General features: G+C 58.4%; 22 protein-coding genes. 7 read left to right on the top strand and 15 right to left on the bottom strand.

Translation table 11 applies throughout. The features are described from left to right. Window positions 1-220 precede the first annotated feature (220 nt). From DL88_RS05725 to pgi, 6 genes are all read left to right on the top strand, one after another. Window positions 221-1,570 (top strand): DUF763 domain-containing protein, encoded by a 1,350-nt coding sequence (locus DL88_RS05725; RefSeq protein WP_034993278.1) that lies wholly within the window; start codon window positions 221-223, stop codon window positions 1,568-1,570. Window positions 1,571-1,816: 246 nt separating this feature from the next. Beyond that, window positions 1,817-2,062, top strand: a complete 246-nt coding sequence (locus DL88_RS05720; protein ID WP_034993277.1) for a Trm112 family protein — start codon at window positions 1,817-1,819, stop codon at window positions 2,060-2,062. A gap of 256 nt (window positions 2,063-2,318) precedes the next feature. Next, on the top strand, window positions 2,319-3,167 hold the full coding sequence (locus DL88_RS05715; protein ID WP_034993274.1) for an acyl-CoA thioesterase: 849 nt from the start codon (window positions 2,319-2,321) through the stop codon (window positions 3,165-3,167). A gap of 587 nt (window positions 3,168-3,754) precedes the next feature. Next, entirely contained in the window at window positions 3,755-4,093 is a 339-nt protein-coding gene (locus tag DL88_RS05710; RefSeq protein ID WP_034993270.1) for a P-II family nitrogen regulator, read from the top strand. Window positions 4,094-4,526: 433 nt separating this feature from the next. Then, window positions 4,527-6,059, top strand: coding sequence for an ammonium transporter (locus tag DL88_RS05705; RefSeq protein WP_034993268.1), 1,533 nt, complete (start codon window positions 4,527-4,529; stop codon window positions 6,057-6,059). A gap of 219 nt (window positions 6,060-6,278) precedes the next feature. Continuing rightward, a complete protein-coding gene (gene pgi / locus DL88_RS05700; protein ID WP_034993265.1) occupies window positions 6,279-7,922 on the top strand; it encodes a glucose-6-phosphate isomerase in 1,644 nt (547 codons plus the stop codon). 207 nt (window positions 7,923-8,129) lie between these two features. Here pgi and DL88_RS05695 read toward each other — a convergent pair whose 3' ends face one another. The 5 genes from DL88_RS05695 to DL88_RS05675 form a co-directional block, all read right to left on the bottom strand. Next, window positions 8,130-8,381, bottom strand: coding sequence for an HPr family phosphocarrier protein (locus DL88_RS05695; protein WP_245270661.1), 252 nt, complete (start codon window positions 8,379-8,381; stop codon window positions 8,130-8,132). Between the two features lie 132 nt (window positions 8,382-8,513). Continuing rightward, window positions 8,514-8,915 carry a PTS sugar transporter subunit IIA gene (locus DL88_RS05690; protein WP_034993258.1) on the bottom strand — a complete coding sequence of 134 codons (402 nt, stop codon included), beginning with the start codon at window positions 8,913-8,915 and terminating at the stop codon, window positions 8,514-8,516. Window positions 8,916-9,258: 343 nt separating this feature from the next. Beyond that, entirely contained in the window at window positions 9,259-9,759 is a 501-nt protein-coding gene (locus tag DL88_RS05685; protein WP_051955641.1) for an HPr kinase/phosphorylase, read from the bottom strand. Further along, a complete protein-coding gene (locus DL88_RS05680; RefSeq protein ID WP_370736385.1) occupies window positions 9,731-11,785 on the bottom strand; it encodes a sensor histidine kinase in 2,055 nt (684 codons plus the stop codon). The genes DL88_RS05685 and DL88_RS05680 overlap by 29 nt, the downstream gene beginning before the upstream one ends. 145 nt (window positions 11,786-11,930) lie before the next feature. After that, window positions 11,931-12,626, bottom strand: coding sequence for a response regulator transcription factor (locus DL88_RS05675; RefSeq protein WP_034993256.1), 696 nt, complete (start codon window positions 12,624-12,626; stop codon window positions 11,931-11,933). 765 nt (window positions 12,627-13,391) lie between these two features. On the opposite strand from DL88_RS05675, the gene DL88_RS05670 reads away from it, so the two are divergent. Beyond that, window positions 13,392-14,174, top strand: a complete 783-nt coding sequence (locus DL88_RS05670; RefSeq protein WP_034993253.1) for a HugZ family pyridoxamine 5'-phosphate oxidase — start codon at window positions 13,392-13,394, stop codon at window positions 14,172-14,174. Between the two features lie 130 nt (window positions 14,175-14,304). Here DL88_RS05670 and DL88_RS05665 read toward each other — a convergent pair whose 3' ends face one another. The 10 genes from DL88_RS05665 to sdhC all read right to left on the bottom strand — a co-directional run bounded on the left by DL88_RS05665 (window position 14,305) and on the right by sdhC (window position 25,374). Further along, the gene (locus tag DL88_RS05665; RefSeq protein ID WP_034993250.1) at window positions 14,305-15,645 is read right to left on the bottom strand and encodes a sodium:proton antiporter; all 1,341 of its coding nucleotides are present in this window, start codon (window positions 15,643-15,645) and stop codon (window positions 14,305-14,307) included. 44 nt (window positions 15,646-15,689) lie between these two features. Further along, window positions 15,690-18,746, bottom strand: a complete 3,057-nt coding sequence (gene polA / locus DL88_RS05660) for a DNA polymerase I (RefSeq protein ID WP_034993248.1) — start codon at window positions 18,744-18,746, stop codon at window positions 15,690-15,692. Window positions 18,747-18,911: 165 nt separating this feature from the next. Next, on the bottom strand, window positions 18,912-19,238 hold the full coding sequence (gene hmuQ, locus DL88_RS05655; RefSeq protein WP_034993685.1) for a heme-degrading protein HmuQ: 327 nt from the start codon (window positions 19,236-19,238) through the stop codon (window positions 18,912-18,914). Between the two features lie 171 nt (window positions 19,239-19,409). Then, window positions 19,410-20,324, bottom strand: a complete 915-nt coding sequence (locus DL88_RS21000) for a lytic transglycosylase domain-containing protein (RefSeq protein ID WP_305953008.1) — start codon at window positions 20,322-20,324, stop codon at window positions 19,410-19,412. 215 nt (window positions 20,325-20,539) lie between these two features. Continuing rightward, on the bottom strand, window positions 20,540-20,809 hold the full coding sequence (locus DL88_RS20170; RefSeq protein ID WP_156970958.1) for a hypothetical protein: 270 nt from the start codon (window positions 20,807-20,809) through the stop codon (window positions 20,540-20,542). Continuing rightward, the gene (locus DL88_RS05645) at window positions 20,806-21,240 is read right to left on the bottom strand and encodes a GlcG/HbpS family heme-binding protein (RefSeq protein WP_034993246.1); all 435 of its coding nucleotides are present in this window, start codon (window positions 21,238-21,240) and stop codon (window positions 20,806-20,808) included. The genes DL88_RS20170 and DL88_RS05645 overlap by 4 nt, the downstream gene beginning before the upstream one ends. Before the next feature lie 328 nt (window positions 21,241-21,568). Beyond that, a complete protein-coding gene (locus DL88_RS05640; RefSeq protein ID WP_034993243.1) occupies window positions 21,569-22,348 on the bottom strand; it encodes a succinate dehydrogenase iron-sulfur subunit in 780 nt (259 codons plus the stop codon). Between the two features lie 60 nt (window positions 22,349-22,408). Continuing rightward, window positions 22,409-24,247: a succinate dehydrogenase flavoprotein subunit gene (gene sdhA / locus DL88_RS05635; RefSeq protein ID WP_034993239.1), complete on the bottom strand. Its 1,839-nt coding sequence runs from the start codon at window positions 24,245-24,247 to the stop codon at window positions 22,409-22,411. A gap of 46 nt (window positions 24,248-24,293) precedes the next feature. Then, the gene (gene sdhD / locus DL88_RS05630; RefSeq protein ID WP_034993236.1) at window positions 24,294-24,686 is read right to left on the bottom strand and encodes a succinate dehydrogenase, hydrophobic membrane anchor protein; all 393 of its coding nucleotides are present in this window, start codon (window positions 24,684-24,686) and stop codon (window positions 24,294-24,296) included. 274 nt (window positions 24,687-24,960) lie between these two features. Next, window positions 24,961-25,374: a succinate dehydrogenase, cytochrome b556 subunit gene (gene sdhC, locus DL88_RS05625; protein ID WP_051955640.1), complete on the bottom strand. Its 414-nt coding sequence runs from the start codon at window positions 25,372-25,374 to the stop codon at window positions 24,961-24,963. Window positions 25,375-25,727 lie beyond the last annotated feature (353 nt).

Genomic DNA, 25,727 nt, shown 5'->3' with positions numbered 1-25,727 from the left:
CGCATAACGTGACCACCCGCATAAACCGGCAAGCCATGGTCCATGAAATGATCACATCGCCATCGCGCAAAGCGCATCGCTTCCCGCGACTGCGGGGAGGGCGGCTTCCCGTCAGGTCTCCTTGATCCCGACAGTCGGGATCAAGGAGACCTGATATAGACGGGCTTTCCAGTTGGCTGGTTCGCCCTCGCCCGGGTTCGGGAGGGCAAGGAAGGATGTCATGGTTCGCAGGTCCGGCAGCGCCGATCTTCCACTGCATAACGGCCGGGTTCCGGCCTGGCTTGGCGAGCGCATGGCGCGCCTCGGTGCTGTCATCGCCGAAGCGATCGTTCATCATTATGGCCGTGACGAATTGCTGCGCCGGCTCGCGCATCCTTTCTGGTTCCAATCCTTCGGTTCAGTCATGGGCATGGACTGGCATTCCTCGGGCATCACGACGAGTGTTATCGGCGCGCTGAAACGCGGCCTCACACCGCTGTCAAATGAACTCGGGATCCATGTCTGCGGCGGACGCGGACGCCATTCGCGCGAGACACCCGGCCAACTTATCGCGATCGGCGAGCGCAAAGGCCTTGACGGCGCGGCGCTCGCCCAGGCGAGCCGGCTGGTCGCAAAGGTAGACAGCGCCGCCGTTCAGGATGGTTTCGATCTCTATCTGCACGGATTCATCGTCACTGACGACGGCCGTTGGGTCGTGGTGCAGCAGGGTATGAATGGAGATTTACGGCAAGCAAGGCGTTATCATTGGCTTTCCGAAACCCTCGCCAGCTTTGTCGATACTCCGCATTCGGCCATCGACGGCACCAACCAGGGCGAAATCATCAATCTCGTCGATCAGCGAGCGGAAGCCTCCCGGCGCGGGCAACTCGTTCTGCTCCGCGAAGGCCCGGAACGGATCACCCGCGAAATGGCGGCACTTGAACATCATCGCTTACCCTCGAGCCTTGCCGCCTCCCCCGCCGCTTCAAATCACATCCAGTCGGATCGGCCGGAACAATTGCTCCTGCCACACCTCGTCATGCCCGCACATCATGATGTCCGTGCCAAGGATGTCTTGCTGCCACGCCTGCATGGTGCCCTTGCCGCCGCCGCCGAATGCGGGCCGAAGGATTTCAGCGAACTGCTGCTCGTGCCGGGCGTCGGCGCCCGCACCATGCGCGCGCTTGCCCTGGTCGCCGAAGTCATTCATGGCACGCCCTGCCGTTTCACCGATCCGGCGCGCTTTTCCATAGCCCATGGCGGGAAGGACAGACACCCTTTCCCGGTTCCCACCAAGGTTTATGACCAAACGATCGAGGTTTTGAAATCCGCCATTGCCAAGGCGAAATTGGGCAATGACGAAAAGCTCGATGCCATCCGCCGCCTCGATCACCAGACGCGGCGTTTCGAAAAAAGCGCGACCGGGCCGGCGCTCGACGAGCTTTTCAGTCAGGAACGGGACAAGGCCTGGAATTACGGTGGCCGCAGCATTTTTGGCTGGGAAAGGGAGCCGGAAAAGAGCCAGTCCAAGGCCGAGGAGGCCGATGGAGTAGCGCGCACACCCCAGGCACGGCGTTCACGAGGTCGATAAAGCAATCGAAGCCTTTCGAGATGAAACATCCGCTTTGGATTTGAATGTATAGAAACGCTCGACAGGGGGAGCAAACATACAGGCTCCACATCCACCCCTCACTGCCCTTGCCCTTGGCCACGTGAGCCGATAGAAAAATTGCAGTGCACAAAGACTATCCGCGCCGATGCCCCGCTCTGGAAAGGAGCCGCATTCAGCGGACAGCCGTTCCTTGATGCAACGCATTAATCAATTTCGTTCAGGCTCATGCAAACAAACGACGACAAGGAACCAAGGCAACAGCCCGAAGCTGGCAGCGAGCCGACGCGTATTGATCCGCGTCTTCTCGAAATTCTGGTGTGCCCGCTGACGAAGACGACGCTCGAATATGATGCCGCGCGTCAGGAATTGATCTCCCGAGCGGCCCGGCTCGCCTATCCGATTCGTGACGGCATCCCGATCATGCTGCCCGAGGAGGCACGGCCGCTCGAAGACGAGGCAATCGCCCGATGAGCCTCTGTTTCTCGATCTGATGGCGACGGGCTCCTGAAACCGCCGATGTCTTGATCAAGCGACTGAGACGCCTACAATCCTCGGTCGGTATGAGGCACGAGCCCTGACGCGGGAGTTCCGACGCTCGCTTACCGTAAGGTTGGATCGAGACCGTTTCTTTGCGAGCGAGACGACCTCACCCCTTACATCGCCTTGCATTCCGCGGGTCGAAGCAGCCTTGCGCCCGTCCCCGCCCGCATAAGGGAGGTTCTTCCTTTTGACCGAACTCGTCGATTGGCTCTGCCCCCGGGAGATCGAGCCGGACAGATTTATCGGCATAAGCCCGCAAACGAGCTGGAACCGGGTTTTCGGTGGCCTCGTTCTGTCGCAGGCCCTCGCCACCTGTCTGCGTACGGCACCCGGACGGACGCCGCATTCGCTCCATGCCTATTTCCTGCTTGGCGGAGAAGCACCGACGCCACTCGATTACAGGGTCACGCGTCTGCGCGACGGCGGCAGTTTCACGACGCGGCGTGTCGATTGTTTCCAGAACAACCAATTGATCTTTTCCGGCATGGCCTCGTTCCAGACCCCGGAGGTGGGACTGCATCATCAATATGCAATGCCCCGCGTCCCGGCACCGGCAGCGCTGCCCGATCCCAGGCAATTGCTCGCTCAATATGGACCGGGACTTCCGAAAGCGGCACATTTCTGGTTCGCTCCCGAACAGCAGATCGAGATCCGGGTTATCGATCCGGAACATTATTTCAATCGCAAGACCCGCGACTATCTTCCTTTCATCTGGATGCGGGTCAAACATCGATTGCCCGATGATCCGGCGATCCATTATGCCGCCCTTGCCTATATGTCCGATATCGCTCTCATCGATACTGCGATGGCGGCCCACGGCCTGGCCTTGTTCGAGCCGACGATCCAGGCAGCAAGTCTCGATCACGGCCTGTGGTTGCATCAGCCTTTGCGCGCCGACGAATGGCTGCTCTACGCGCCGGAAAGCCCTTTCACCGGCCATAGCCGTGGCCTCAGCAGGGGCTTCATCTTTAGCGAAAATGGTCAACTCGTCGCCAGCGTCACCCAGGAAGGATTGATGCGCCAGCGCAGCCGATGAGCCTCATAAGGCATTCTCCATGCAAGCCGTCCCTGGATTCAGAAGTTTGGTGTGGGACCATCAGATTGTCCGATTGCGGCAACCCTCCGGGCTTGCTAAAGCTTGAGCTTGGAAAATATCTGGAAGATGGCCTGAAAACAGCATGCCCCAAAGCATTCTCCTAGATGAGGAGTCGCATCGCGACGCCAAGTGCTCGAAAATGCTTTGATGGCATAAATTCCCACTGCTTTTCCGCATGACACGGATGAGATCATGGGACAATTCACTGGGTCCGCTCTTGTCTTATCGGCCAGGGCGGGTCAAAAATATCAATCCGCTCCCGCGGTTTTCGGGGAGCGGTTCTCCCTGTGAGGAGAAGGTATGCATTTTCACCTACCATGATTGATAATAAGGCTGATTGCGCTCGAACATTGCAGTTTGTTGCTGATGATGATTGCGGAGCGCAACGATTCGCCGAAAGAATTAAGGCCATGTCCGGGTGAGATGAGCTCTCGGGCTCGTTCCGGCACTGAACCCACCTTTCCGGTTCTCTCCCTTAGCCTGAGTCGCGGAAATTCCGTTCGACCCGGCGCAAACAGGTAAGTGACATGAAAATCGTGATGGCGATCATCAAGCCGTTCAAACTGGATGACGTCCGGGATGCGTTGACCTCTCTCGGTGTCCATGGAATGACCGTCACCGAGGTCAAGGGCTACGGACGCCAGAAGGGGCATACGGAAATCTATCGCGGCGCGGAATATGCCGTCAGTTTCCTGCCCAAACTGAAAGTCGAGGTCGCCGTCGCGACGGACCTCGTCGGCAAGACCATCGAAGCGATCACTTCGGTGGCCCGCACCGGCCAGATCGGCGACGGCAAGATCTTCGTGACCGCCCTCGAATCCGCTGTGCGGATTCGGACCGGCGAACGTGATCTCGACGCGCTATGACCTCATAAGCCGCGATGGAGCGCTGGAGGCTGTTTCAGAGACGCTTTATCAAACAAGAGCCTTTTCAACCCTGTGACAGCACGACGCGGGTCCAGCGGAGGGGAAAATGGCTTGAGCGGTACGACAATTGATATGGGGGCACGCCGGAAAAGACGGCATCGCCCTCATGTCTGTGCCAAGACGGGAATGTCATTGCAGGCTGACCAGCCGAATGTCACCCGGCCTATATCCGATGGGAATGTTCTCATCGCGCCCGTTCGGAAGCGAGACCGGCCCAACCGGAAATGGACCTCGGGCCGCCGATCTATTCCGGTATGCAATTAAGTCTGTCGATGAAACCGGCCCGTCCGGTCTGGCGGTTTCAGTTCTGTATCCTTGCGGCGTCGCTCCTGAAACCGCCAGGCCCGATACACGGAAAAGGGGGATTTATGCCATGAATTTTGTTTTGCCTCGCTGGCGCCTGCATTCAATCGGGGAAACATCAGGGCAGCGACGAGCGGGGCCACGCCATGGCTTTGCCCTATCGGCCTTGATATCCGGTCTCTTTCTGACACAAACGGCCTTTGCGCAAACGGCCGCTGCTCCGGTTCCCAACAAGGGTGACACGGCGTGGATGATCGTGGCCACCGCTCTGGTTCTGATGATGTCGATCCCGGGCCTCGCCCTGTTCTACGGCGGCATGGTGCGGACCAAGAACATGCTGTCGATCCTCTCGCAGGTCTTCGCCATAGTGGCGCTCGCCTCGGTGGTATGGTTCCTCTACGGCTATTCACTCACCTTCACCAATGGCGGCACCTATACGCCCTTCATTGGCGGTTTCGACCGGCTTCTTTTGAAGGGTGTGACACCGGATTCGACTGTGGCGACCTTCTCGAATGGTATCGTCATTCCCGAATTCATTTATCTCGCGTTCCAGATGACCTTCGCCTGCATCACCCCGGCGCTGATCATCGGCGGCTTCGCCGAGCGCATCAAATTCTCCTCGCTTCTCGTCTTCATCCTCCTGTGGCTGACGGTCATCTATTTCCCGATCGCTCACGCCGTCTGGTACTGGGCAGGTCCGGATGAATTCGCCGCCGCCGCCAAGGCACTCGCCGAAGCCACCGGCAACGAAGCCAAAGCCGCGGCTCAGGCACATCTTGACGCCACGCTCGCCAATGCCGGCTATCTGTTCCAGCTCGGCGCGCTGGATTTCGCCGGCGGCACCGTCGTCCACATCAATGCCGGTATCGCCGGTTTCGTGGGCGCCCTGATCATCGGCAAGCGTACCGGCTATCCGCGCGAAATCGAGCCGCCGCATTCGCTGACCATGACGATGATCGGCGCCTCCCTTCTTTGGGTCGGCTGGTTCGGCTTCAACGCCGGTTCAGCACTCGAAGCCAACGGAGCGAGCACGCTCGCCTTCGTCAACACCTTCATCGCCACAGCCGCCGCGACTTTGTCCTGGATGATCGTGGAATGGATTAAGACCGGCAAGCCTTCCATGCTCGGCATGGTCTCTGGCGCCGTGGCGGGTCTCGTGGTCATCACCCCGGCGGCCGGTTTCGCTGGTCCTGGCGGCGCCGTGATCCTCGGTCTGATCGGTGGCGCGGTCTGCTTCTTCTTTGTCGCTGTCGTCAAAAAAGCGGCGGGTTATGACGATTCGCTCGATGTCTTCGGTGTGCACTGCATCGGCGGTATCGTCGGCGCGATCGGCACCGGCATCGTGGTCGCGCCGTCTCTCGGCGGAACCGGCCTCACCGACTATCTGGCCAAGCCGGGTTTCGCTGTGGCTGGCGATTACAATATGGCGGCCCAGGTGCTGATCCAGCTCAAGGCTGTCGTCTATACGCTGGTGTGGTCAGGCGTCGGTTCGGCTATCCTCTATAAGCTCGTCGATCTGATCTTCGGTCTCCGCGTCAGCAAGCAGGAAGAACTCGAAGGCCTCGATGTCTCGAGCCATGGGGAACGCGCCTATAACCTATAATATGTGACCGTGGCGGCACCCGCCGCCACAGGGCACGCGTGACGCCATAAGATTTGAAAATCATTAAAGAGGCCCGCTGGCACCAGCGGGCCTCTTTTTCTTTTGCCTTCCAGAGCTTCCACCTACAGCTTTACGGTTCGGTGCTGTTTCCAAAATTCGCCAAGAGAATTATCCATAAGGGCGAGCCGATTTGATTCGACCAAGACGGGAAGGACTCTCATGAACCGTGAGGACATCACAAAGGCCGTCGGGGCCTTGCAGGCGCATCGCGAGGCAAGCCATGAGACCGTCGCGGATCTCTTTCGCGTCGACCCCAAGCGTTTCGAGAATTTTCACATCAAGCTCGATGACGTATTGTTCGATTATTCAAAACATCGCGTCACACGGACGACACTCGATCTCCTGTTCGCCCTTGCCCGCGCAGCGGGCGTAGACGAAAGGCGCAGCAAATTCTTCGGCGGTGAGGCGATCAATATCACCGAGCACCGCCCTGCCCTCCATATGGCGCTGCGCAAGCTCGATGACGGGCCGATGTTCGCACAAGGCACAGATGTCATGCCGGCAGTCCGCGCCGAACGGGCGAAAATCTTCGCCTTCGCCGAAGCCGTCCGCAACGGCACCATCAAGGCCGCCAATGGCGAGCGTTTCACCGATATCGTCAATATCGGAATCGGTGGATCCGATCTCGGGCCGCGCATGGTGGTGACGGCGCTGACGCCCTTCGTCGCCGATCATCTGACCATACATTTTGTGTCGAACGTCGACGGCGCCGATCTCGGCGACAAGCTGAAGAAGCTGCCGCTTGCGACTACGCTCTTCATCATCTGCTCGAAGACCTTCACCACGCTCGAGACGATGACCAACGCCCAGACGGCGCGGCAATTCGTCTCCGAAAAGCTCGGTGAGGCGGCGGTAGCAGACCATTTCTGCGCCGTATCGACACAACTCGACAAGATCGCGGCCTTCGGCATCAAGCCTGACCGCGTGTTCGGTTTCTGGGATTGGGTAGGCGGCCGTTATTCGGTCTGGTCGGCCATCGGGCTCTCCGTCGTGATCGCCATCGGCGCAGAAAAATTCGAGAAGTTCCTGCTCGGCGGCCAGGATATCGATCAGCATTTCCAGACCGCGCCGCTCGAAAGCAACGTACCCGTACTGATGGCGCTGCTCGAAATCTGGTATCATGATTATTGGCATTACATGACACGGGCCGTCATTCCCTATGACGAGCGTATGAACCGTTTCTCTGCCTATCTGCAGCAACTTGAAATGGAGTCGAACGGCAAGTCGATCCAGATTTCAGGCGAAAAGGTAACGCAGTCGACGGCTCCGGTCGTCTGGGGCGAACCGGGCACCAATGGCCAGCACGCCTTTTTCCAGATGTTGCATCAGGGCACGGAAATCGTTCCTGTCGATTTCTTCGTGGCCGCACAGCCCTCCGGAGCCGATCCGAAACACCATCAATTGCTGCTCGCCAATTGCCTCGCACAGAGCCAGGCGCTCATGCAGGGCCGCAGCCTCGAAGAAGTGAAAAGCCGGCTTACCGCGCAAAAGCTCGATCAGGCGGCAATCGATGCGCTAGCTCCGCATAAAGTCTTTCCGGGCGACCGCCCGTCATCGACCTTCCTCTACAAGCGCCTTTCACCGCGGGTGCTCGGACAATTGATCGCTTTGCACGAACACAAGGTCTTCGTGCAAGGTGTGATCTGGAATATCGATTCCTTCGATCAATGGGGCGTGGAGCTCGGCAAGGAACTCGCCAACGAACTGACGCCGCTCATCCGTGACAGCGATACCTCGCTCGAAGGGCTGGATTCGTCCACGAGGGGCCTCGTTACCGAGATCCGCCGGCACAAGAAGGGATAATCTCGGAAGGGCTCCAAGCCTGAAGCATCACTCGGACGTCATCCCGCGAGTGATGCTTTACAGGGAAGCGTTTCCCGAGATGTCCGGAAACGCTTCTCTCAAAAAATCAGAGCATTTTTCGATAGCATTGAGGCGCTGCTTGGCGCTCGTCAAATCCCGAACAGAGCTGAGCGCCCCACGAGGATCGCGACGAGGACCTGGAACGTCTCATTCCTCTTCGCCGAAACGATCGGCGACCAGCACGGCAATCGCTTCCAGCACCTCTTCCGCCTGCACACCCGTGGCGCTGACGGTAATCGTCATTCCCTTCGCCGCGCCGAGCGTCAAAATACCCATGATCGAGGTGCCGCCCACAATTTCGCCGCAGCGGCCGACCGTTACCTCGGCGTCAAATCCGTCGATACATTGAACCAGTTTGGCGGTCGCGCGGGCATGCAAACCCTTGCGATTGACAATCATCAGCGTGCGTGCCAGCGCGCCCTCCGGAACGGCGCAATCGGGACAACAATCTTCCGGGCACTCACTATCCACGGACGCACACTCCCCGCTCGTTTTCTTTTCATCTTGCATAATCTTGTGCCCGCAGCAGGATCATTTGCCGCTCAGAACACGGCTCGCCACATAGATATATTTGCGGCCCGCATCTTGCGCCTGGATCACCGCCTGTTCAAGCGAGCAGACATCGCGGACGGAAGCCAGCTTGATCAACATCGGCAGATTGATGCCGGCGACAACCTCGACATGCGAACCATTCATGATGGAAATGGCGAGATTGGAGGGGGTTCCACCAAACATATCGGTCAACACCACGACTCCGTCTCCCGAATCGACACGCGCCACCGCCTGCACGATATCCTTGCGCCGTTCCTCGATGTCATCGTCAGGCCCGATAGAGATGGTCGCAACCTGATCCTGCGGACCGACGACATGTTCGAGCGCCGCCCGGAACTCCGTCGCCAGATGCCCATGCGTCACGAGGACCATACCGATCATCGGAAATCATCCTATCATGCCAGTGCCACGCCCAAGGCATGGACCTTCGCGAGGGTGAAGGCAGCGGTCTTGAGCATGGCAGAGAATCCATGGTCCTTGAAAGGGGGTCTTAAGCCAGTCGGCTGGCGAAAAGCGTGTCGGCTCTCGAAGGGTTCAAGGTCAACGACCGGAGGATATGGGGGGCATATCCAGGCCATCTTTTATGAAAGATCATATGATATTGAAAGAGAGGAATTTCTCGTCATGGCCCCCGATATGGCCCCGATGCTCGATCATGGAGAGAATTGGTCCTGCTTTCAATGACACGCGGCGTGCATGAGCAGCGCCACGTCGGAACAGAAGGTCACACCCATCCTCTTTGCGCGAGGTCGAACCATAGTTGCGCGACCCTCTCCAGCGGCCCCTGGCGCGGATCCAAGGGAATCAAGGGCAAAGCGATGCCGGCGACGAACATTTCCGGTAACCTCCCTTCCAAACCCGCGTCGGGCAGGCGCGCCAGAGGCTCTGCCTCGATCGAGATAATGTATCGTGCGACCGCGCGACCCAGATAAGGGAGCGTCAGAATGCCACGCCCCCTCTGTTCCAGCCGGCCGGCGATGGCTGGATGCGGCCCCATGAGAATCCTCTGATTCACGCTTGCGACATGAATACGGTCGTCACCGACGAGACGGCCGAAAATCTTTCTATCCGCAGCACGGTCCAGCAAACCGAGGGCGAGACTGCTCTTGCCCGAGCCTGAAGCCCCCTGAATGATGAGCCCTGCTTCGCCGATGACCACGGCGGTCGCATGGCAATAGGGCCCCGCCTTGGAAGCGTCAGGCATACCAGCCGAGATGATGCCCATGATCGGCTTTCTTCAGCAGCGAAGCAGCAACGGGAGGAGCAGCGACAAGCGGCAGCCAAACGACGAAACGCGCCCCGCACACTTTGCCTCTTTGACCTTCCGCACTCGGCATTTCCTCGCTCGGGCCGCCCTCACTTCCGCCCGCTCCGTCTTCGCCAGAATCCTCTTGCCCATCGCAAGGCTCGCCATTCTCATCCGCACGATCAGACCCCGGTTCGATCCGGTTCATCGCGACGATTCTGCCGCCATGCGCCTCGATGATCTGACGCGAAATCGACAGACCGAGCCCGGAATTCTGACCGAACCCCTGGTTCGGCCGATCCGTATAGAATCGCTCGAAAATCCGTTCGAGAGCATCGGCCGGAATACCTGGACCGTCATCATCGACTACGATCTCGATCCCATCGGCGCTCTGCCATCCATCCGATTCGATCCGCGCATGACGGAGCGTCAGGCGCACGGTATTGCCCGGAGACGAAAAGGAACGCGCATTATCGACGAGATTGATGAATACCTGCCCCAGCCGCGAATCAAAGCCCAGCACGAAGAAATCCAACCGCTGCGACCGATGATCATGGTCCTTGATGATCTGCTTTTCGAGCGTCACGGCAACGCCGTCTTCCTGGGCGATCTGGCCGGCCATACCGACGACCGCCTCGAGCAATTTGGCGAGATCGACGAAATCCATGTCGGCACGCGCCAGTTCGGCATCGAGCCGCGAGGCATCGGAAATATCACTGATCAGGCGATCAAGTCGCCTCACGTCGTGATTAATGATCGAGAGAAGGCGCTGCTGCGATTCTTGCGTGCGGGCAATCGGCAATGTTTCCACCGCGCTCCGCAGGGAAGTGAGCGGATTTTTCAGCTCATGCGCTACATCGGCGGCGAAACTTTCAATCGCTTCGATGCGATTATACAGCGCCTGGGTCATATCCCGCAGGGCTCCCGACAGATGACCGATTTCATCCGCCCGGTCGGTAAAATCAGGAATTTCCTGGCGCGATTTGGTGCCGCGCCGCACGCGATCCGCCGCTTCGGCGAGGTGACGGATCGGCTCGGCGATCGTGCCGGCAAAAAACAGCGAAAGCACGAACATGATGGCGGCGGAGACGAGAAAGATGCGCACCAGAGCCCATCGTTCGGAAGCGATGATCTGATCGATATCACCGCCCTGTGTCGAGAGCAGCAGCGCTCCCCCCACCGCGCGGAATCGCTGGATGGGCACGGCGATGGAAACAATCGTCTCGCCTTTGTTGTTGAGGCGCACGACTGAGAGTTCCGCGCCGGCGAGTGCGCGGCTCACCTCCGGATAGGCTTTTCCATTGCCCCCGCCGATATCCTCGTAGAGAGGCAATTCGGTCATGCGAAACCGCTCATGCAGGAAATGCCAGAAGCGCTCGTAGAAGGGCGCGGAGGGAGCCGGAGGCACCGGAGGCAGATCATAACGCAGAATATTGCCGCGGCTCGTCAAGGATTCTGAATCGATCAGCAGATAGCCATCCCGATCGTAGATACGCGCGCGAGTGCGGGTCGGCGAAGCGAGCCGTCGCAGCACCGGGCCGACTCTTTCGGGATTGATGGAAAATTCGAAGGATTGCTGCCGGTCGTCCGAAAATCCGTAGCTTTCCCCCGGCGCGAGCCGGAGCAACCGTTCCGGATCAATAGTGATCGCGTCGGTTTCGACCGAGGCCGAGGCGGCAATGGCGGCGGCGATGATTTCCCCCTGCGTCTGCAGGCTCTGCATGCGCGCGTCGATGAGGCCCGCGCGAAACTGATTGAGATAAAGGAAGCCTAACAGGAGCGCGACGAGACCGCCGATATTAAGAACGATGATGCGGCGCGTCAGCGATGAGGAAAAGCGGGCAGTCAGCGCCTGCCAGAGCGAACGCATATAGCGCATGACGCCGCGCCGCATCCGCCTGACCCGTCGAGCCCTGCGCGCCGTATCGAGCCCATTGCGTCTGGAGGTTGCGCCGGCCGGGGCATTGGGGCGTGTGGGGAAAGCTTCCCGTGCGTCGAGGGTCATCGCTCCGTCTTTTCAGAAAGTGCGATTATAGGAAATGCTGCCGCATGTGCAAGAAAGCGCCTGAGCCATAGGCGATAGCCATGTCCCATCCGCAGCGTCCCGCAGGAAGCGCGCGGGCTGGACCATATAGGCAAATCTGGACCGATCATTCCCTGAAGCGATAGCCGACGCCATAAAGCGTTTCGATCATTTCGAAATCATCATCCACCGCCTTGAATTTCTTGCGCAGGCGCTTGATGTGGCTATCGATGGTGCGGTCGTCGACATAAACCTGATCGTCATAGGCCGCATCCATCAAGGCATTACGGCTCTTGACGACGCCAGGACGGGTCGCGAGCGCCTGCAGAATGAGAAATTCAGTGACGGTCAGCGTCACGCCTTCATTCTTCCAGGTGCAGGTGTGACGTTCGGGATCCATCTTCAACAGGCCACGCTCGAGAATCTTGAGCTCGGTTTCCTTTTGCGGCGTGACTTCCTTGGGATTGGCGCGGCGCAGAATGGCCTTGACCCGCTCGACAAGCAGACGCTGGGAAAAAGGCTTCTTGATGAAGTCGTCGGCACCCATTTTGAGGCCGAATAATTCATCGATTTCATCATCCTTGGAAGTCAGGAAGATTACCGGAATATCGGATTTCTGGCGCAGGCGGCGCAGAAGTTCCATTCCATCCATGCGCGGCATTTTAATATCGAAGATGGCGAGATCGGCAGGGCTCGATTTCAAACCGTCAAGCGCGGTCGTACCGTCGGTATAAGTTTGGACACGATACCCTTCGCCTTCGAGTGCGATGGAGACGGACGTCAGAATGTTACGATCGTCGTCGACGAGTGCGATGGTCGGCATGAAGAATCCCATTCGAAGAAGTCGCCGGCTTTAAAGCCAATGGAAGCGAACATCAGCATGATCTCGGGGAATTTCGAAGAAATGTGCTGCTACGTTCGCGGGAATTGACGGCCGAAATGTGACCGTCCCTGCAATGTTCCGCCACCGTACCGGAACAGCCAACGATCAATCTGGCGGCGGCGCGAGTTGGCGGCGATGGAAGGACTTCCCGAAAGTCCTTTCCAAGTCAAAACTATACGCTTCCTGAACCGGCTATGACTTTGAGGGCGCTGATCGATCCTGAACACTCGTGTAGGCGCTCAAGCCGGAGCATTTGCAGGGACCTCGCTTCGCGGCTGCCGATCGGAAGCCTTACCACCATGTTACGGCAGGCGGCTTCACGAAGCAATCCTTTCCAGGACTTATGCAAAATTTCCAATGGTTTACGCTCAGCTGAAGCCATCGATTCAAAGATTTGGAAGCAATGCACGGAGCCCTGAGACCTCGCCACCCGAAACCGGTTGAAAAACGAAACGGTTTCCCGAAGATCAGCTTAAGATTTGCTCGCAATGCGCTGCGCGGGCAGCAGAATTGATGATTTTCGAACGATTAATTGCTTGAAACGTACCGGGACATATCCCAAAAGAGGGATAGTGCCATCCTTTACGGCCAGCGCGACGCCAGCGGCATCGCCTTGAAAGCCTCCATCCATTGCACACCTCAAAATTCTCCCGATAAGTCGGATCTCCTTTTGATTCAATCATTTCGAACTTGAATGTGAGCCCCATGCCTTTCAAGGAAAGCGAAGACAAGTCCGAAATTATTCGATCCTATGATGCGGCAAGTGAAGCCAAGCGTCTGTTACGCACGATACGCGCAGGCAGTCTGGCCACGATCACGCCGGAAGATGGATTTCCCTTTACGAGCCTCGTCAATGTTGCGACCGAACCGGACGGAACCCCCTTGCTTCTAGTCTCGGGTCTTGCAACCCATACGAAACATATTCTGGCCGATGATCGCGTCTCGCTCCTCTTGGCGCAAGGCGGGGCCGGCGATCCCCTGGCGCATCCGCGCCTCACTCTGATCGGCCGCGCGGAACTCGTTAAAGATGCCCAAATCCGCGAGTCGGTCAAAAAGCGGTTCCTCAACCGCCATCCGAAATCCGCGCTTTATGCCGATTTTCCTGATTTTTCCTTCTGCCGCATTCGCCTTCTGCATGCCCATCTCAACGGCGGCTTCGGAAAGGCTGGCCAGTTTCCAGCTGCCGCAATCATGACATCGATCGAGAATGCCGCCGATCTCATCGCGTCGGAAAGCCGTGCTCTGACCCATCTCAACGCGGATCACACCGTCGCTCTCGCGCTTCTCGCCAAGGCCCTGGCTGATGCTCCTGACGGGGACTGGCGGGCGACGGGCATCGATCCGGATGGGCTCGATCTTGCCTGCGGCGACCGCACGGCACGGATTGCTTTTCCAGAACCCGTTCGCGATCCGGAAACCTTGCGCAAAATGCTGGAGAAACTGGTCGGATGCGCACGCGACGCGCTTTCCAGGCTGCAACATGCGTGACGGCCATTGTTTCAAAAACGGCCGTCTTTCAATATTTGAAGTGATAGGATCATTCCGCCCCGCAAGACCCGGAACGTCCGCAGGAACCGGCAAGGAGGTACTCTATCCGGTTCCTTGAGCCTCTGATGCGCTAAAGCTTGCCGAAAAACAGCCAGGTCATCGCGCCAAACAAGGGCAGCAGGAAACCGCAGGACCAGAGCATATAGCCGAGAAAGCTCGGCATGCGGATGCCCGCCTTGCGGGCAATTGCATAGACCATGAAATTCGGCGCATTTCCGATATAGGTCAGAGCACCCATGCTGACGGCAGCGAAGGAAATCGCCTTGAGAATGCTCGCGTGATCGCCCATCAGGATCTGCGGATCGCCGCCGGCGAGCTGAAAGAACAGAAGATAGGTCGGAGCATTATCCAAAAAGGCGGATAAAAGGCCAGTGACCCAGAAATAGGCCCCAGGCAAAGGCTTGCCGTCAGGCCCGTCAAGTCCCTGAATGAGGAAGCCGAAAGGTCCCTGCTCACCCTGATGCAGCAATGCCATGACAGGAATGATGCAGATGAAGATCGCCGCAAACAGCTCGGCGACTTCCCGCAACGGCTCGAAATCGAAGCCATTCGCGCGGCGGATTTCCTGCTTTGTGAAAGCGAGCGAAAGGAAGCCGATCAAGGCCAGCACCGCATCCCGCAACAAAGCCTCCGCCGGGATCGAGACGCCAAAAACATCGATACCGACACCCGGATGCCATTTGCCGCTGACGATCAGCGTCACAACAACTAACAGGAGGAGCAGAATATTAAAGCCGCCATGCAGCGTGAAGCGTCCATGCACGGCGATTTTTCCTGCCGCGATCGGCTCACGAAACAAATACCAGTCGATCGCCACGAAGATCAGGAGCAGAACCGCTACGGAAAGAAGGAAATGCGGCCACAGAGCAAGCAAAGTCCAGAAGAAGTCGACGCCCTGTAAAAAACCCAGAAACAGCGGCGGATCGCCCATCGGCAACAGCAGACCACCGATATTGGAAACGAGAAAGATGAAAAAAATCACGACATGGGCATTATGCGGCCGATGTTGATTGGCCACGATCAACGGCCTGATGAGGATCATCGAGGCGCCGGTCGTACCGATCAGGCTCGCAAGCCCCGCACCGAGCGCGAGCAAGCCGGCATTGGACCAGACAGATCCGGCCACGCCAAAGCGAATGAGCAGCCCTCCCGCCGCTGTGAACAAGGCGAACATTAGCAGGATGAACGGCACATATTCATCGATCAGTGTCGTCAGAATCTCGCGAAAAGCAGCCGCGCCGCCCACGTGCTCCACCAGAAACCAAATCGCCAGAAGCGACCACCCAATGGCCACCTTGCCGTAATTGGCATGCCAAAAGTGGCTCAGAAGCAGCGGCCCCAGAGCGATCGAAAGCAGAAGACCGGCGAAGGGCGCGGCTTGCCAGAGAGAGGAGGACTCGGAAACAGACAAAGGCTACCAGGCTCCGGACATGAGGTGGATTTCCCGAAGCGCAATCAATGCGCTTCATCCCAATTGCCAGCAGCTTTGGCATCGACCTGCAGAGGGACCGAGAGATCGACAGCCGGCAAAGGTGCTTCGACCATCACCTTGCGAACGATGGCGATCGTTGCCTCGACTTCGTCCTCGGGAACTTCGAAAATCAGTTCGTCATGCACTTGCAAAAGCATTTGCGCGGAGAGCCTTTCGGCCGCCAGCACATCTTCCATATGAATCATCGCGCGGCGGATGATGTCGGCGGCAGACCCCTGTATCGGCGCATTGATGGCGGCACGCTCGTTGAGGGCGCGCTCTGAAGGATTGGACGCGCCGATCCGGGGATAATGGCATTTTCTGCCGAAAATCGTCTCGACATAGCCTTTGTCGCGCGCGAATTTCTTGGTGTCATCCATATAGGCGCGGATGCCGGGAAAGCGCTCGAAATATTTCTTGATGTAGGCGGCGGCTTCCTCGCGCGGGATGGAGAGCTGATTGGCAAGGCCGAAGGCGGAAATGCCGTAGATGATGCCGAAATTGATGGCCTTGGCCCGTCGTCTGATCTCGCTCGGCATTCCCTCGACCGGAATGCCGAATATTTCCGAGGCCGTCATTGCGTGAATATCGAGGTTTTGCGCAAAGGCCTGCTTGAGCTGCCCAATATCGGCAATATGCGCGAGAAGGCGCAATTCGATCTGACTATAATCGGCCGAAACCAGCCTGTATCCGGGCGCCGCGACAAAGGCGCGTCTTATCTTGCGGCCCGCCTCATTGCGCACCGGAATATTCTGCAAATTGGGGTCGGAAGAAGACAGACGCCCCGTCGTCGTCGCCGCAAGCGCATAGGATGTATGCACACGCCCGGTCGATGGATTGATGAAGGTCGGCAAGGCATCCGTATAGGTGGATTTGAGTTTGGCCAATTGCCGCCAGTCGAGAATGCGGGCGGCAAGCTCGACACCTTGCCCTGCAAGATCGTCGAGAACTCCCGCCGCTGTCGACCAGGCGCCGGTCGCTGTCTTCTTCGCGCCCGGCAGGCCGAGCTTGCCGAAAAGAATATCACCCAATTGCTTCGGCGAACCGAGATTGAATTTCTCACCGGCGAGATCGTAGATTTCAGCTTCGTAACGCGCCATATCCTGAGCGAAATCGCTCGAAAGGCGCGCGAGCAGCGGCACGTCTATGGTGACGCCGCGCCGTTCCATCCGCGCCAGCACCGCGATCATCGGGCGTTCCAGCGTTTCATAAACCGTGGCCATTTGCTCCGCCGGCAGGCGCGGTTTCAACACACGCCAGAGCCGCAGGGTCACATCGGCATCTTCGGCCGCATATTCCGTCGCCTTGTCGAGAGGCACCCGAGCGAAGCCAATGAAATTACGTCCGCTTCCTGCCACCGCGCTGAACGGGATCGGCTTATGGCCAAGATGTTTCTCCGACAGGACATCCATGCCATGATCGGTAAGACCGGCATCGAGCACATAAGACAACAGCAGCGTATCATCGACCGGATGCATCTCGACGCCATGCTGTTTCAGCACGATCCAGTCGAATTTGATGTTCTGTCCGATCTTGAGGACACTGGCATCCTCAAGCAGGGGTTTCAGCCGGTCGAGCACGGCGCGCAGATCAAGTTGACCCGGCAGAAGCCCCTTGCCTTCGAAGAGATCCTGCCCCTCCCCGCTCCTGTGACCGAGGGGAATGTACACGCCTTTTCCCGGTTCGACGCACAGGGAAATGCCGATGAGATCGGCCTGCATCGTATCGAGTGAACTCGTCTCGGTATCGATGGCGAGCAGGCCCATAGCAGCGGCTTCGGCAATAATGGCATCCAGCTCGGCGAGATCGGCAATGGTCCGATAAGAGGCGACATCAAACGGCCTCGCCTGTTCCTCCTTGGCGCGGGTCGCGGCGAGTTGGCCTGGCCCGCTCGCAATCGCCTCTTTCTCGACAGGCTCACCATAACGCGCGTTGCGCTTCGGTCCCTTTTTTCCAGAGGGTGTTTCCGGCGGGGTCTCACCTTCGGGCGTCCCAGGCGTAGCCTCTGCCTCAGCGAGTCTTTCTCCATTGCGGCCGCGCCACCCCGCAGGGCCGCAAAAGTCGGGGTCGGGGTCCACTTTGGCGAGATCGACGCCATAGGCTTCGGCGACACGTTTCGTCAGCGTGGTGAATTCCATGGCCTTCAGGAAAGCGACGAGCTTGTCCGGCTCCGGCGCGTGAAGGCCGAGATCGGCGAGTGGAATCTCGACCGGCACATCACGCACAAGCGTCACCAGCTTGCGGGAGATTTCGATCAAGGCAACGCTGTCGGGATCGGTCAGAATTTCGCGCCGTTTCGGCTGTTTGATCTCGCGCGCAAGCTTGAGAAGCGTGTCGAGATCACCGTAATCTTTGATGAGCTGGGCCGCCGTCTTGATGCCGATGCCACGCGCGCCCGGCACATTATCGGTTGAATCGCCAGCAAGCGCCTGGACATCCACGACCTTTTCCGGACCGACACCGAAATAAGCCTCGACTTCCTCAAGCCCGATGCGGCGCTCGGCACGGGCGCCTTTCGCTCCCGCCTCGCCGGAGGCCGGGTCATACATCGAGACGCCCTGTTCGATCAGCTGCATCAAATCCTTGTCGGCGGAAATGATGAGCACCTCGGCCCCGCACGCATGCGCCTGCGCCGCGTAGGTGGCGATGAGGTCATCGGCCTCGTAGCGATCCTGCTCGACGGGCGTCAGGCCAAAGGCGCGCACAGCCGCGCGCATGAGCGGAAATTGCGGAATGAGATCTTCCGGCGGCTCCGAGCGGTTGGCCTTGTAAGGAGGATAGATTTCCTTGCGAAAGGAATTTTCCGATTTGTCGAAGATGATTGCAAGATGCGTCGGCTTGAGATCAGCCGCACCCTCACGAATGAACTGAAACACTTTGGTGCAGAAGAGACGCACGGCGCCAGTCGGCAGACGATCGGCGCGATAATTATATTTGGCGTCCTGCCGGATCGACTGGAAATAGGCCCGAAAGACAAAGGAGGATCCATCGACCAGGAAGACCCGGTCGCCGGCTTCAATCGGGCGATGCACAAGCGTCATGATAGGATCTTCGGCAGAATAATGGGTTCTGGCCGCCTTTATAGGCCCTGCCGCCTTCCAGGCAAACCAAGACCGTCATGAGCACCGGCAAAGTGCACAGGTGAACACTCGCAAAGCGAGGCCTCACCTGCCAATTGCTGATCTGAAGGCAGTCTGATCACCGCTTTAAGCAGCGGAGCGATTGCTGAGATTTTGCACGGATTCGAAACCTTCGAATTCTGGCGGCCCCATATAAAGCGGCTTGGAAGACCCCGCCCCGGCATGGGCCGCGCGGAATTGTTCCGATTTCGTCCAATTCAGGAAATCATCCTTGGTCGCCCAGACCGTATGCGACGCGTAAAGCGTATAGGCGTCGGTCTCGGGGCCGCGCAGGAGATCGAATTCAACGAAACCCGGCAGTTCCTTGAGCCGGCTGTCGCGCGATTTCCATCTTTCCTCAAAGGCTTGCTCTTCGCCTTTGATGATCTTGAAACGATTCATCGCATAGAACATGGCTTGCTCCGCTGAAACGACCATAGGATCGGCTGGAGGCTCCTTCTGCCAAGGATCAACAGCCAACGGCAAGCGGCATTTCATGAGACTAAAGGATTGGATCATGTCAGGCGGCTCCGCGCCGTGGCGGAGCTGGACTTGTATGACGCCAAGTCGAAAATACGGCCGTTCTCAATAAGCGCTGAAGGGACGCGGTGGCGGCAGAGGCGCAACCTCCGGCGCCTGGTCACTGAAAACGGCGATGGAACGGCCGGAATCGAGACTCGCGACCTGATATTCAGCCGGAGCCCTGTCGCCACGCGCACCCTCCCCCACGGAGGCTGAGCGAGATGGTGGCAGAGGGGAACCCGCAGCGGCTGAAACAGACCGAGCCAGCGGCGCTGCGGCAGCAGTCTGGCGATTTTCAAGATAATTGGTGCGCGCCAGTTCCAGCTCGCGTGACATATCGCGGGCATCCGCGACATTTAGCGGACCGACACGATGCGAGGTAACAAGGGGAGAAACCACGGGAGGCGAGTCGGCCGTGCGCAAGTCCGCAAGCATGTGATGGCTTTTGGCTGTGTAATAATAGCCGGCGGCATAAAGGCCAACGGCGCGGTCCTCATCACCGCCTGCCAGCCGATAGGCATTGGCGAGATAAGGAACGGCATAGGCAAGATTGGTTTCGGCATCCAGGAGACCCTGCGGGGCTCCGGAATAACCCATGCTGCGCGCAGTGCCATATTTGATCTGCATCAGACCAATATTACCACGGTGGACGAGATGCGGGTTTCCCTTGCTCTCCCGGTGCACGACGCGGTGGACCAGCCGGGCAGGCACACCATGGATTGCAGCGTAATGCGCGATCTTGGCATCGAGAGAAGGATAAGTTTGCGCCCTGGCCGATGGAGCGAAGGTGAGACCAGAGGCGATCACGCAGGCGGTGAAGCCGACCGTCAGGCGAAGCGAGGTCGAGAGCTGATATCTCACGGCTGAAACCATCGACTGTCCTTTCTCTACCTTCATCGTTGCCAGAAAATGTGGCGGGAAAGCGGCAGAGGCGCCCTGACGTTTCATCGATGAAGGTCCGGCGAGACGGGCGATCATATCCCGAAATTCCAAACGCCACATCCTTTCCCGCCGCGCTCTAGGCTAAGCCTTAAAGCGCATTGGCATTTGATGCAAGTGTGAGCAAAAATTTTCGCTGCAATGATGACCAGAAATCGTCACGAAAACCTTACCATGACGCTGGAAAAGCGAAGGCCCTTTGGTGGAGAAAGCACGTAACGCCTGCCTATTCGCCAACTGAAAGGATGAAATGATCAAAGTGCCATCAATAATCCTGATGAACGGAACTTCGGCGGTCTGACTAAACTGTTGGTCCTTACTTCATTTGCCGAGGGAGAGTGCAGCGTGGCGATATTATCCACCATGCCTAAACGTCCGGGAGGCACGAAAACTCCGCCAGCAGCCCCTGTCAACGAAGATTGGGCTGATTCACCCTCAATTCGCAGACCCGGTCCTGATTCCTCGGCACCATGGCCGAGGTCCGGCCACCACGCTTTCGTTGAAGTGGTGATTTCATCCTTCATGTCCGCCAGGGATGGCTTGGCAGATCGCTGACACCCACAACGGCAACGCCCGCCTGAGCGACGAGATGATCATTCTCGACCGAACTCCCGCTGACTCCAATGGCTCCGACGAGCACGCCATCATCATCGACGATCGGCAGGCCGCCAGGAAAGGTGATCAAACCGCCATTGGAATGTTCGATCCCGAATAGCGGACCACCCGGCTGGGACAATCCTCCGATCGCTCCCGTCGGCATGCCGAAGAATAAAGCCGTCTTGGCTTTCTTGATGGCAATATCAATGCTGCCGACCCAGGCATCGTCCATTCGAAGAAAGGCTTTGAGATTGCCGCCGGAATCCACCACGGCGATGCACATTTGCGTGCCAATTTCCCGCGCCTTGAGACGCGCCGCTTCAATGGCGGACGACGCTGCATCTGCAGTGACATGCATGCGTTTCTCTCCCGATTCTCTTGATTTTTCCCATTGGGGATTTGTCTTGGCCTATCCGCAGATCGCGAATGGCAGAAGACCAGAGCCTATCTCATTATCTTGAAAGGCCTAAGTCAATTTCGCCGTGAGCACCGGCTTTTTGGCTCCTCATCGACCGAGGACGAGGAGAGACAGACATCTTCCATTGCAACAATGCTACGGGCATCAGGACGAGACCCGACAACACTCTCGGGACGTGAAAACAGAAAGGCCTCCAGCGCCCTGGCAGCGCGGAGGCCTTCATCTGTGTCCTCGACTGCTCGCCCGCGGGAGCAATCCGAAAAATGCCTTAGAGCTGCCGCTCGACCATCATGTTCTTGATATCCGCAATAGCCTTGGCGGGATTCAACCCCTTCGGACAGGCCTTGGCGCAATTCATGATCGTGTGGCAACGATAAAGACGGAAGGGATCTTCCAGATTATCGAGGCGCTCGCCAGTCGTCTCATCGCGAGAGTCGATCAACCAGCGATAGGCCTGCAGCAAAGCGGCTGGCCCCAGATAGCGGTCGCCATTCCACCAATAGCTCGGGCATGAGGTCGAGCAGCAGGCGCAGAGGATGCATTCATAAAGCCCGTCGAGCTTGCTGCGATCCTCCGGCGATTGCCGCCATTCCTTTTCCGGCGACGGCGTCGTCGTATGAAGCCACGGCTCGATCGAAGCATGCTGGGCATAGAAATTGGTGAGATCGGGAACCAGATCCTTCACCACCATCATATGCGGCAGCGGATAAATCTTCACCGCCCCCTTCACCTCATCCATACCTTTGGTGCAGGCAAGCGTATTGGTACCGTCGATATTCATCGCACAGGAACCGCAAATGCCTTCGCGGCAGGATCTGCGGAAGGTGAGCGTCGGATCGATATGCGATTTGATGTAGATGAGCGCGTCGAGCACCATCGGCGCGCAATTGTCACGGTCGACATAATAGGTATCGACACGGGGGTTGGACCCGTCTTCCGGGTTCCAGCGATAGATCTGATATTCCTTGATATTCTTGGCGCCGTCCGGCTTCGGCCAGACCTTGCCCTTGGTTATCGTGGAATTTTTGGGAAGGGTGAGCTGAACCATCGTGAAAACCTCGGATGTCGAACGGGGGCGTTCAGCATCCCTGCAAGAGCATGGGGCGGATTAATAGACGCGGGCCTTCGGCTCGATATATTGCATCTCGTTCGTCATCGTGTAGCTGTGCACCGGACGGTAATCGAGGGACACCGTATGCGCGGTGGCATCGATCGAGGCCAATGTATGCTTCATCCAGTTCTTGTCGTCGCGCTCGGTGTAATCCTCGCGTGCATGCGCGCCGCGGGATTCCGTGCGGTTGACCGCGCCATCCATGGTCACGACGGCCTGGACGATGAGATTATCGAATTCCAGCGTTTCGACGAGATCGCTGTTCCAGATCAGGCCGCGATCGGTCACGCCGATCTGGTCCTTCGCGGCCCAGACTTCATGGATGAGCTTGGAGCCTTCCTGAAGCGTCTCGCCGGTCCGATAGACCGCGCAATTGTTCTGCATGACGCGCTGCATCTGCAGACGCAGTTCCGCAGTCGGCAGGCTGCCCTTGGCGAAACGGAAATGATCGAGCCGCGACAGCGCCAGATCCGCCGAATCGGCAGGAAGCTCCGGCTGCTTCGCACCTGCCGTCACGATTTCAGCGGCGCGCAGACCCGCGGCGCGGCCGAAAACGACGAGATCGATCAGCGAATTCGAGCCGAGACGGTTTGCGCCATGGACGGAGACGCAGGCAGCCTCGCCGAGCGCCATCAGGCCGGGCACCACGACGTCTGGATCGTCGCCTTTTTTGATGACCACTTCGCCATGATAATTGGTCGGAATGCCGCCCATATTGTAATGCACCGTCGGCAGGACCGGGATCGGTTCCTTGGTGACATCGACGCCCGCGAAGATCCGCGCGCTTTCCGAAATGCCGGGAAGACGTTCGTGCAGGATCTTCGGATCGAGGTGATCGAGATGCAGGAAGATGTGATCCTTGTTCTTACCGACGCCGCGTCCCTCGCGGATCTCCATGGTCATGGCGCGCGAGACCATGTCGCGCGGGGCGAGATCCTTCACTGAAGGCGCATAGCGTTCCATGAAGCGTTCGCCCGCCGAATTGGTGAGATAACCACCCTCGCCGCGCGCACCCTCCGTGATGAGGCAGCCCGCGCCATAGATGCCGGTCGGATGGAACTGGACGAATTCCATGTCCTGCAGCGGCAAGCCGGCACGCAGCACCATGGCATTGCCGTCACCCGTGCAGGTATGCGCCGAAGTCGCCGAGAAATAGGCGCGGCCATAACCGCCGGTGGCGAGAATGACGAGCTGGGAACGGAAACGGTGAATCGTGCCGTCATCGAGCTTCAGGCAGACGACGCCGCGGCAAACGCCATCCTCCATGATCAGGTCGATGGCGAAATATTCGATGAAGAATTCGGTGTGGTTGCGCAGTGCCTGACCATAAAGCGTATGCAAAATGGCGTGACCCGTGCGGTCGGCGGCGGCGCAGGTGCGCTGCGCTGGCGGACCCTTGCCGAAATCGGTGGTCATGCCGCCGAAGGGGCGCTGATAGATGCGGCCATCCTCGGTGCGGGAGAAGGGCACGCCCCAATGTTCGAGTTCATAAACGGCGGCCGGCGCGTTGCGCACCATATATTCGATGGAATCCTGATCACCCAGCCAGTCCGATCCCTTGACGGTATCGTACATGTGCCATTTCCAATTGTCCGGCCCCATATTCGCGAGCGAGGCGGCGACACCGCCCTGCGCGGCAACGGTATGCGAACGCGTCGGAAACACCTTGGAGATGCAGGCCGTACGAAGACCCGCCTGGGAACAGCCAACCGTCGCGCGAAGACCGGCCCCGCCCGCGCCAACGATGACGACATCAAACGTGTGATCGGTGATCGGATAGGCATTCCCGTTATAGGCGGGCGCCGCAGTTCCGTTCGTTGATCCGTTAACGGCCATGATAATGCCTTTCAGCCAAAGTGGGCGATCAATCCGCGGGCGGCCGTCACATGAAGCTGAGCTTCAAGACGGCATAGACGCAGGCGAGACCGATGGCGAACGAGAAGAAGAGATTGCCGAGAAGCGCCCAGTCCTTGACATGGGGAGCATGCACGTAATCATCGATGATCGACTGCATGCCGATCTTCATGTGATAGACGCTGGCAAGAATGAACAAAAGCATCAGAATCGCCGGGATCGGGCTGCCGAGGGTGGCGACCGCGGACTCGTAATCCTTGCCGATCAGAGACAGAACGATGAAGACAAAGGCGATGCTCAGCGGCACCAGCGCGACCGAAGTGACGCGCATATGCCAGGTTTCGGCGGTGCCGGAACGCGCGGACCCAAGGAAACGCACTCTGCTGGCGGCGGTCCGCATGGAGGATGGATCATGCCTCATAATGTCTCTTCCCTTACAAGCTCGCCGGCCCGCACCCGAATGACAGACCGCGCGACTGGCGATCGTCTCGAAGGATTGGCCCATGGATCACGTTGTGGATCGGTCCAGGGATCAGCCCGAGAATCGGCCAAAGAATTGGTTTCGAGAGACCGATTCTCGGGTTGCCACATACGGGCACTCCAGAACCGACAATTGTAAATCAAACATTTACGGACCCATCGAATGCCACGTGCCGGATGCAAGCGTGACTATCGGATCCCTGAAGGCAGCCGGATCAGCCGACGAAACACGCGGCGATCCAGACGAGAATCGTCAGGACGAGACCGCCGACGAGCGTCGCCTGGGCCAGAAGCTCGCGACCGGCCGGATCAAAACCATGACCGGCGTCCCAGATCCAATGCCGGATGCCGCCGAGGAAATGATGGAAAAGCGCCCAGGTGAAACCAAGAAGGATCAACTTCCCGAGAATCGAATTGAAGAAATGCGACGCCGTCGCAAAGGCATCCGGCCCCGCCGCCGCCGCGATCAGATACCAGGCGAGCAGAAGTGTACCGAAATAGAGCGCCGCACCGGTGATGCGATGCGCAATCGACATCATCATGGTCAGCATCGGCCGGTAAATCTGCAGATGCGGAGACAACGGCCGCTGGTTTCCTACCCTGCCAGGACCTAGATTGATTTCGGCCATGGGCGCGCTCACTTCTCTTTCTTGATGACTTCCAGACGCTCCTTTCGCAGAGGCTGAACGGCTGCTTTCCGAAAAAAGCCTGTACAGACCACCGCGAGGCGCCGCCTGAAATTCTGCATCTGCGAATTGATAATCGTTCCAGTAAAGGAAACCGCCCGTTCCTACAACGCACTTGCACTCACCTCTTCGATAGAGGCGTTTCGCAGTGGCCTTGTTGCCGAAACCTCTGCTTGCTCGGGAGAAGGCCTGTTGGGGTTCAATCCTTGGTGAATCATAAGGCCCGGCCACCATTTCCACAGAAAATCCAGACAGGAATCCGCAAGGTCGAATCGCGGTGCAAGGCCTGCACGCGT

The organism is Beijerinckia mobilis (assembly GCF_000745425.1).
Lineage (GTDB): Bacteria > Pseudomonadota > Alphaproteobacteria > Rhizobiales > Beijerinckiaceae > Beijerinckia > Beijerinckia mobilis.
Note: the sequence above shows the minus strand (reverse complement) of the source record. Positions and strands in the feature narration are given on the sequence as shown.

Excerpts from the sequence above, each read along its gene's own strand:
- DL88_RS05725 (WP_034993278.1), top strand. The coding sequence starts at position 221 with ATGGTTCGCAGGTCCGGCAGCGCCGATCTTCCACTGCATAACGGCCGG.
- DL88_RS05720 (WP_034993277.1), top strand. The coding sequence starts at position 1,817 with ATGCAAACAAACGACGACAAGGAACCAAGGCAACAGCCCGAAGCTGGC.
- DL88_RS05710 (WP_034993270.1), top strand. The coding sequence starts at position 3,755 with ATGAAAATCGTGATGGCGATCATCAAGCCGTTCAAACTGGATGACGTC.
- DL88_RS05705 (WP_034993268.1), top strand. The coding sequence starts at position 4,527 with ATGAATTTTGTTTTGCCTCGCTGGCGCCTGCATTCAATCGGGGAAACA.
- pgi (WP_034993265.1), top strand. The coding sequence starts at position 6,279 with ATGAACCGTGAGGACATCACAAAGGCCGTCGGGGCCTTGCAGGCGCAT.
- DL88_RS05695 (WP_245270661.1), bottom strand. The coding sequence starts at position 8,381 with ATGATTGTCAATCGCAAGGGTTTGCATGCCCGCGCGACCGCCAAACTG.
- DL88_RS05690 (WP_034993258.1), bottom strand. The coding sequence starts at position 8,915 with ATGATCGGTATGGTCCTCGTGACGCATGGGCATCTGGCGACGGAGTTC.
- DL88_RS05685 (WP_051955641.1), bottom strand. The coding sequence starts at position 9,759 with ATGGGCATCATCTCGGCTGGTATGCCTGACGCTTCCAAGGCGGGGCCC.
- DL88_RS05680 (WP_370736385.1), bottom strand. The coding sequence starts at position 11,785 with ATGACCCTCGACGCACGGGAAGCTTTCCCCACACGCCCCAATGCCCCG.
- DL88_RS05675 (WP_034993256.1), bottom strand. The coding sequence starts at position 12,626 with ATGCCGACCATCGCACTCGTCGACGACGATCGTAACATTCTGACGTCC.
- DL88_RS05670 (WP_034993253.1), top strand. The coding sequence starts at position 13,392 with ATGCCTTTCAAGGAAAGCGAAGACAAGTCCGAAATTATTCGATCCTAT.
- polA (WP_034993248.1), bottom strand. The coding sequence starts at position 18,746 with ATGACGCTTGTGCATCGCCCGATTGAAGCCGGCGACCGGGTCTTCCTG.
- hmuQ (WP_034993685.1), bottom strand. The coding sequence starts at position 19,238 with ATGTTCTATGCGATGAATCGTTTCAAGATCATCAAAGGCGAAGAGCAA.
- DL88_RS21000 (WP_305953008.1), bottom strand. The coding sequence starts at position 20,324 with ATGATCGCCCGTCTCGCCGGACCTTCATCGATGAAACGTCAGGGCGCC.
- DL88_RS20170 (WP_156970958.1), bottom strand. The coding sequence starts at position 20,809 with ATGAAGGATGAAATCACCACTTCAACGAAAGCGTGGTGGCCGGACCTC.
- DL88_RS05645 (WP_034993246.1), bottom strand. The coding sequence starts at position 21,240 with ATGCATGTCACTGCAGATGCAGCGTCGTCCGCCATTGAAGCGGCGCGT.
- DL88_RS05640 (WP_034993243.1), bottom strand. The coding sequence starts at position 22,348 with ATGGTTCAGCTCACCCTTCCCAAAAATTCCACGATAACCAAGGGCAAG.
- sdhA (WP_034993239.1), bottom strand. The coding sequence starts at position 24,247 with ATGGCCGTTAACGGATCAACGAACGGAACTGCGGCGCCCGCCTATAAC.
- sdhD (WP_034993236.1), bottom strand. The coding sequence starts at position 24,686 with ATGAGGCATGATCCATCCTCCATGCGGACCGCCGCCAGCAGAGTGCGT.
- sdhC (WP_051955640.1), bottom strand. The coding sequence starts at position 25,374 with ATGGCCGAAATCAATCTAGGTCCTGGCAGGGTAGGAAACCAGCGGCCG.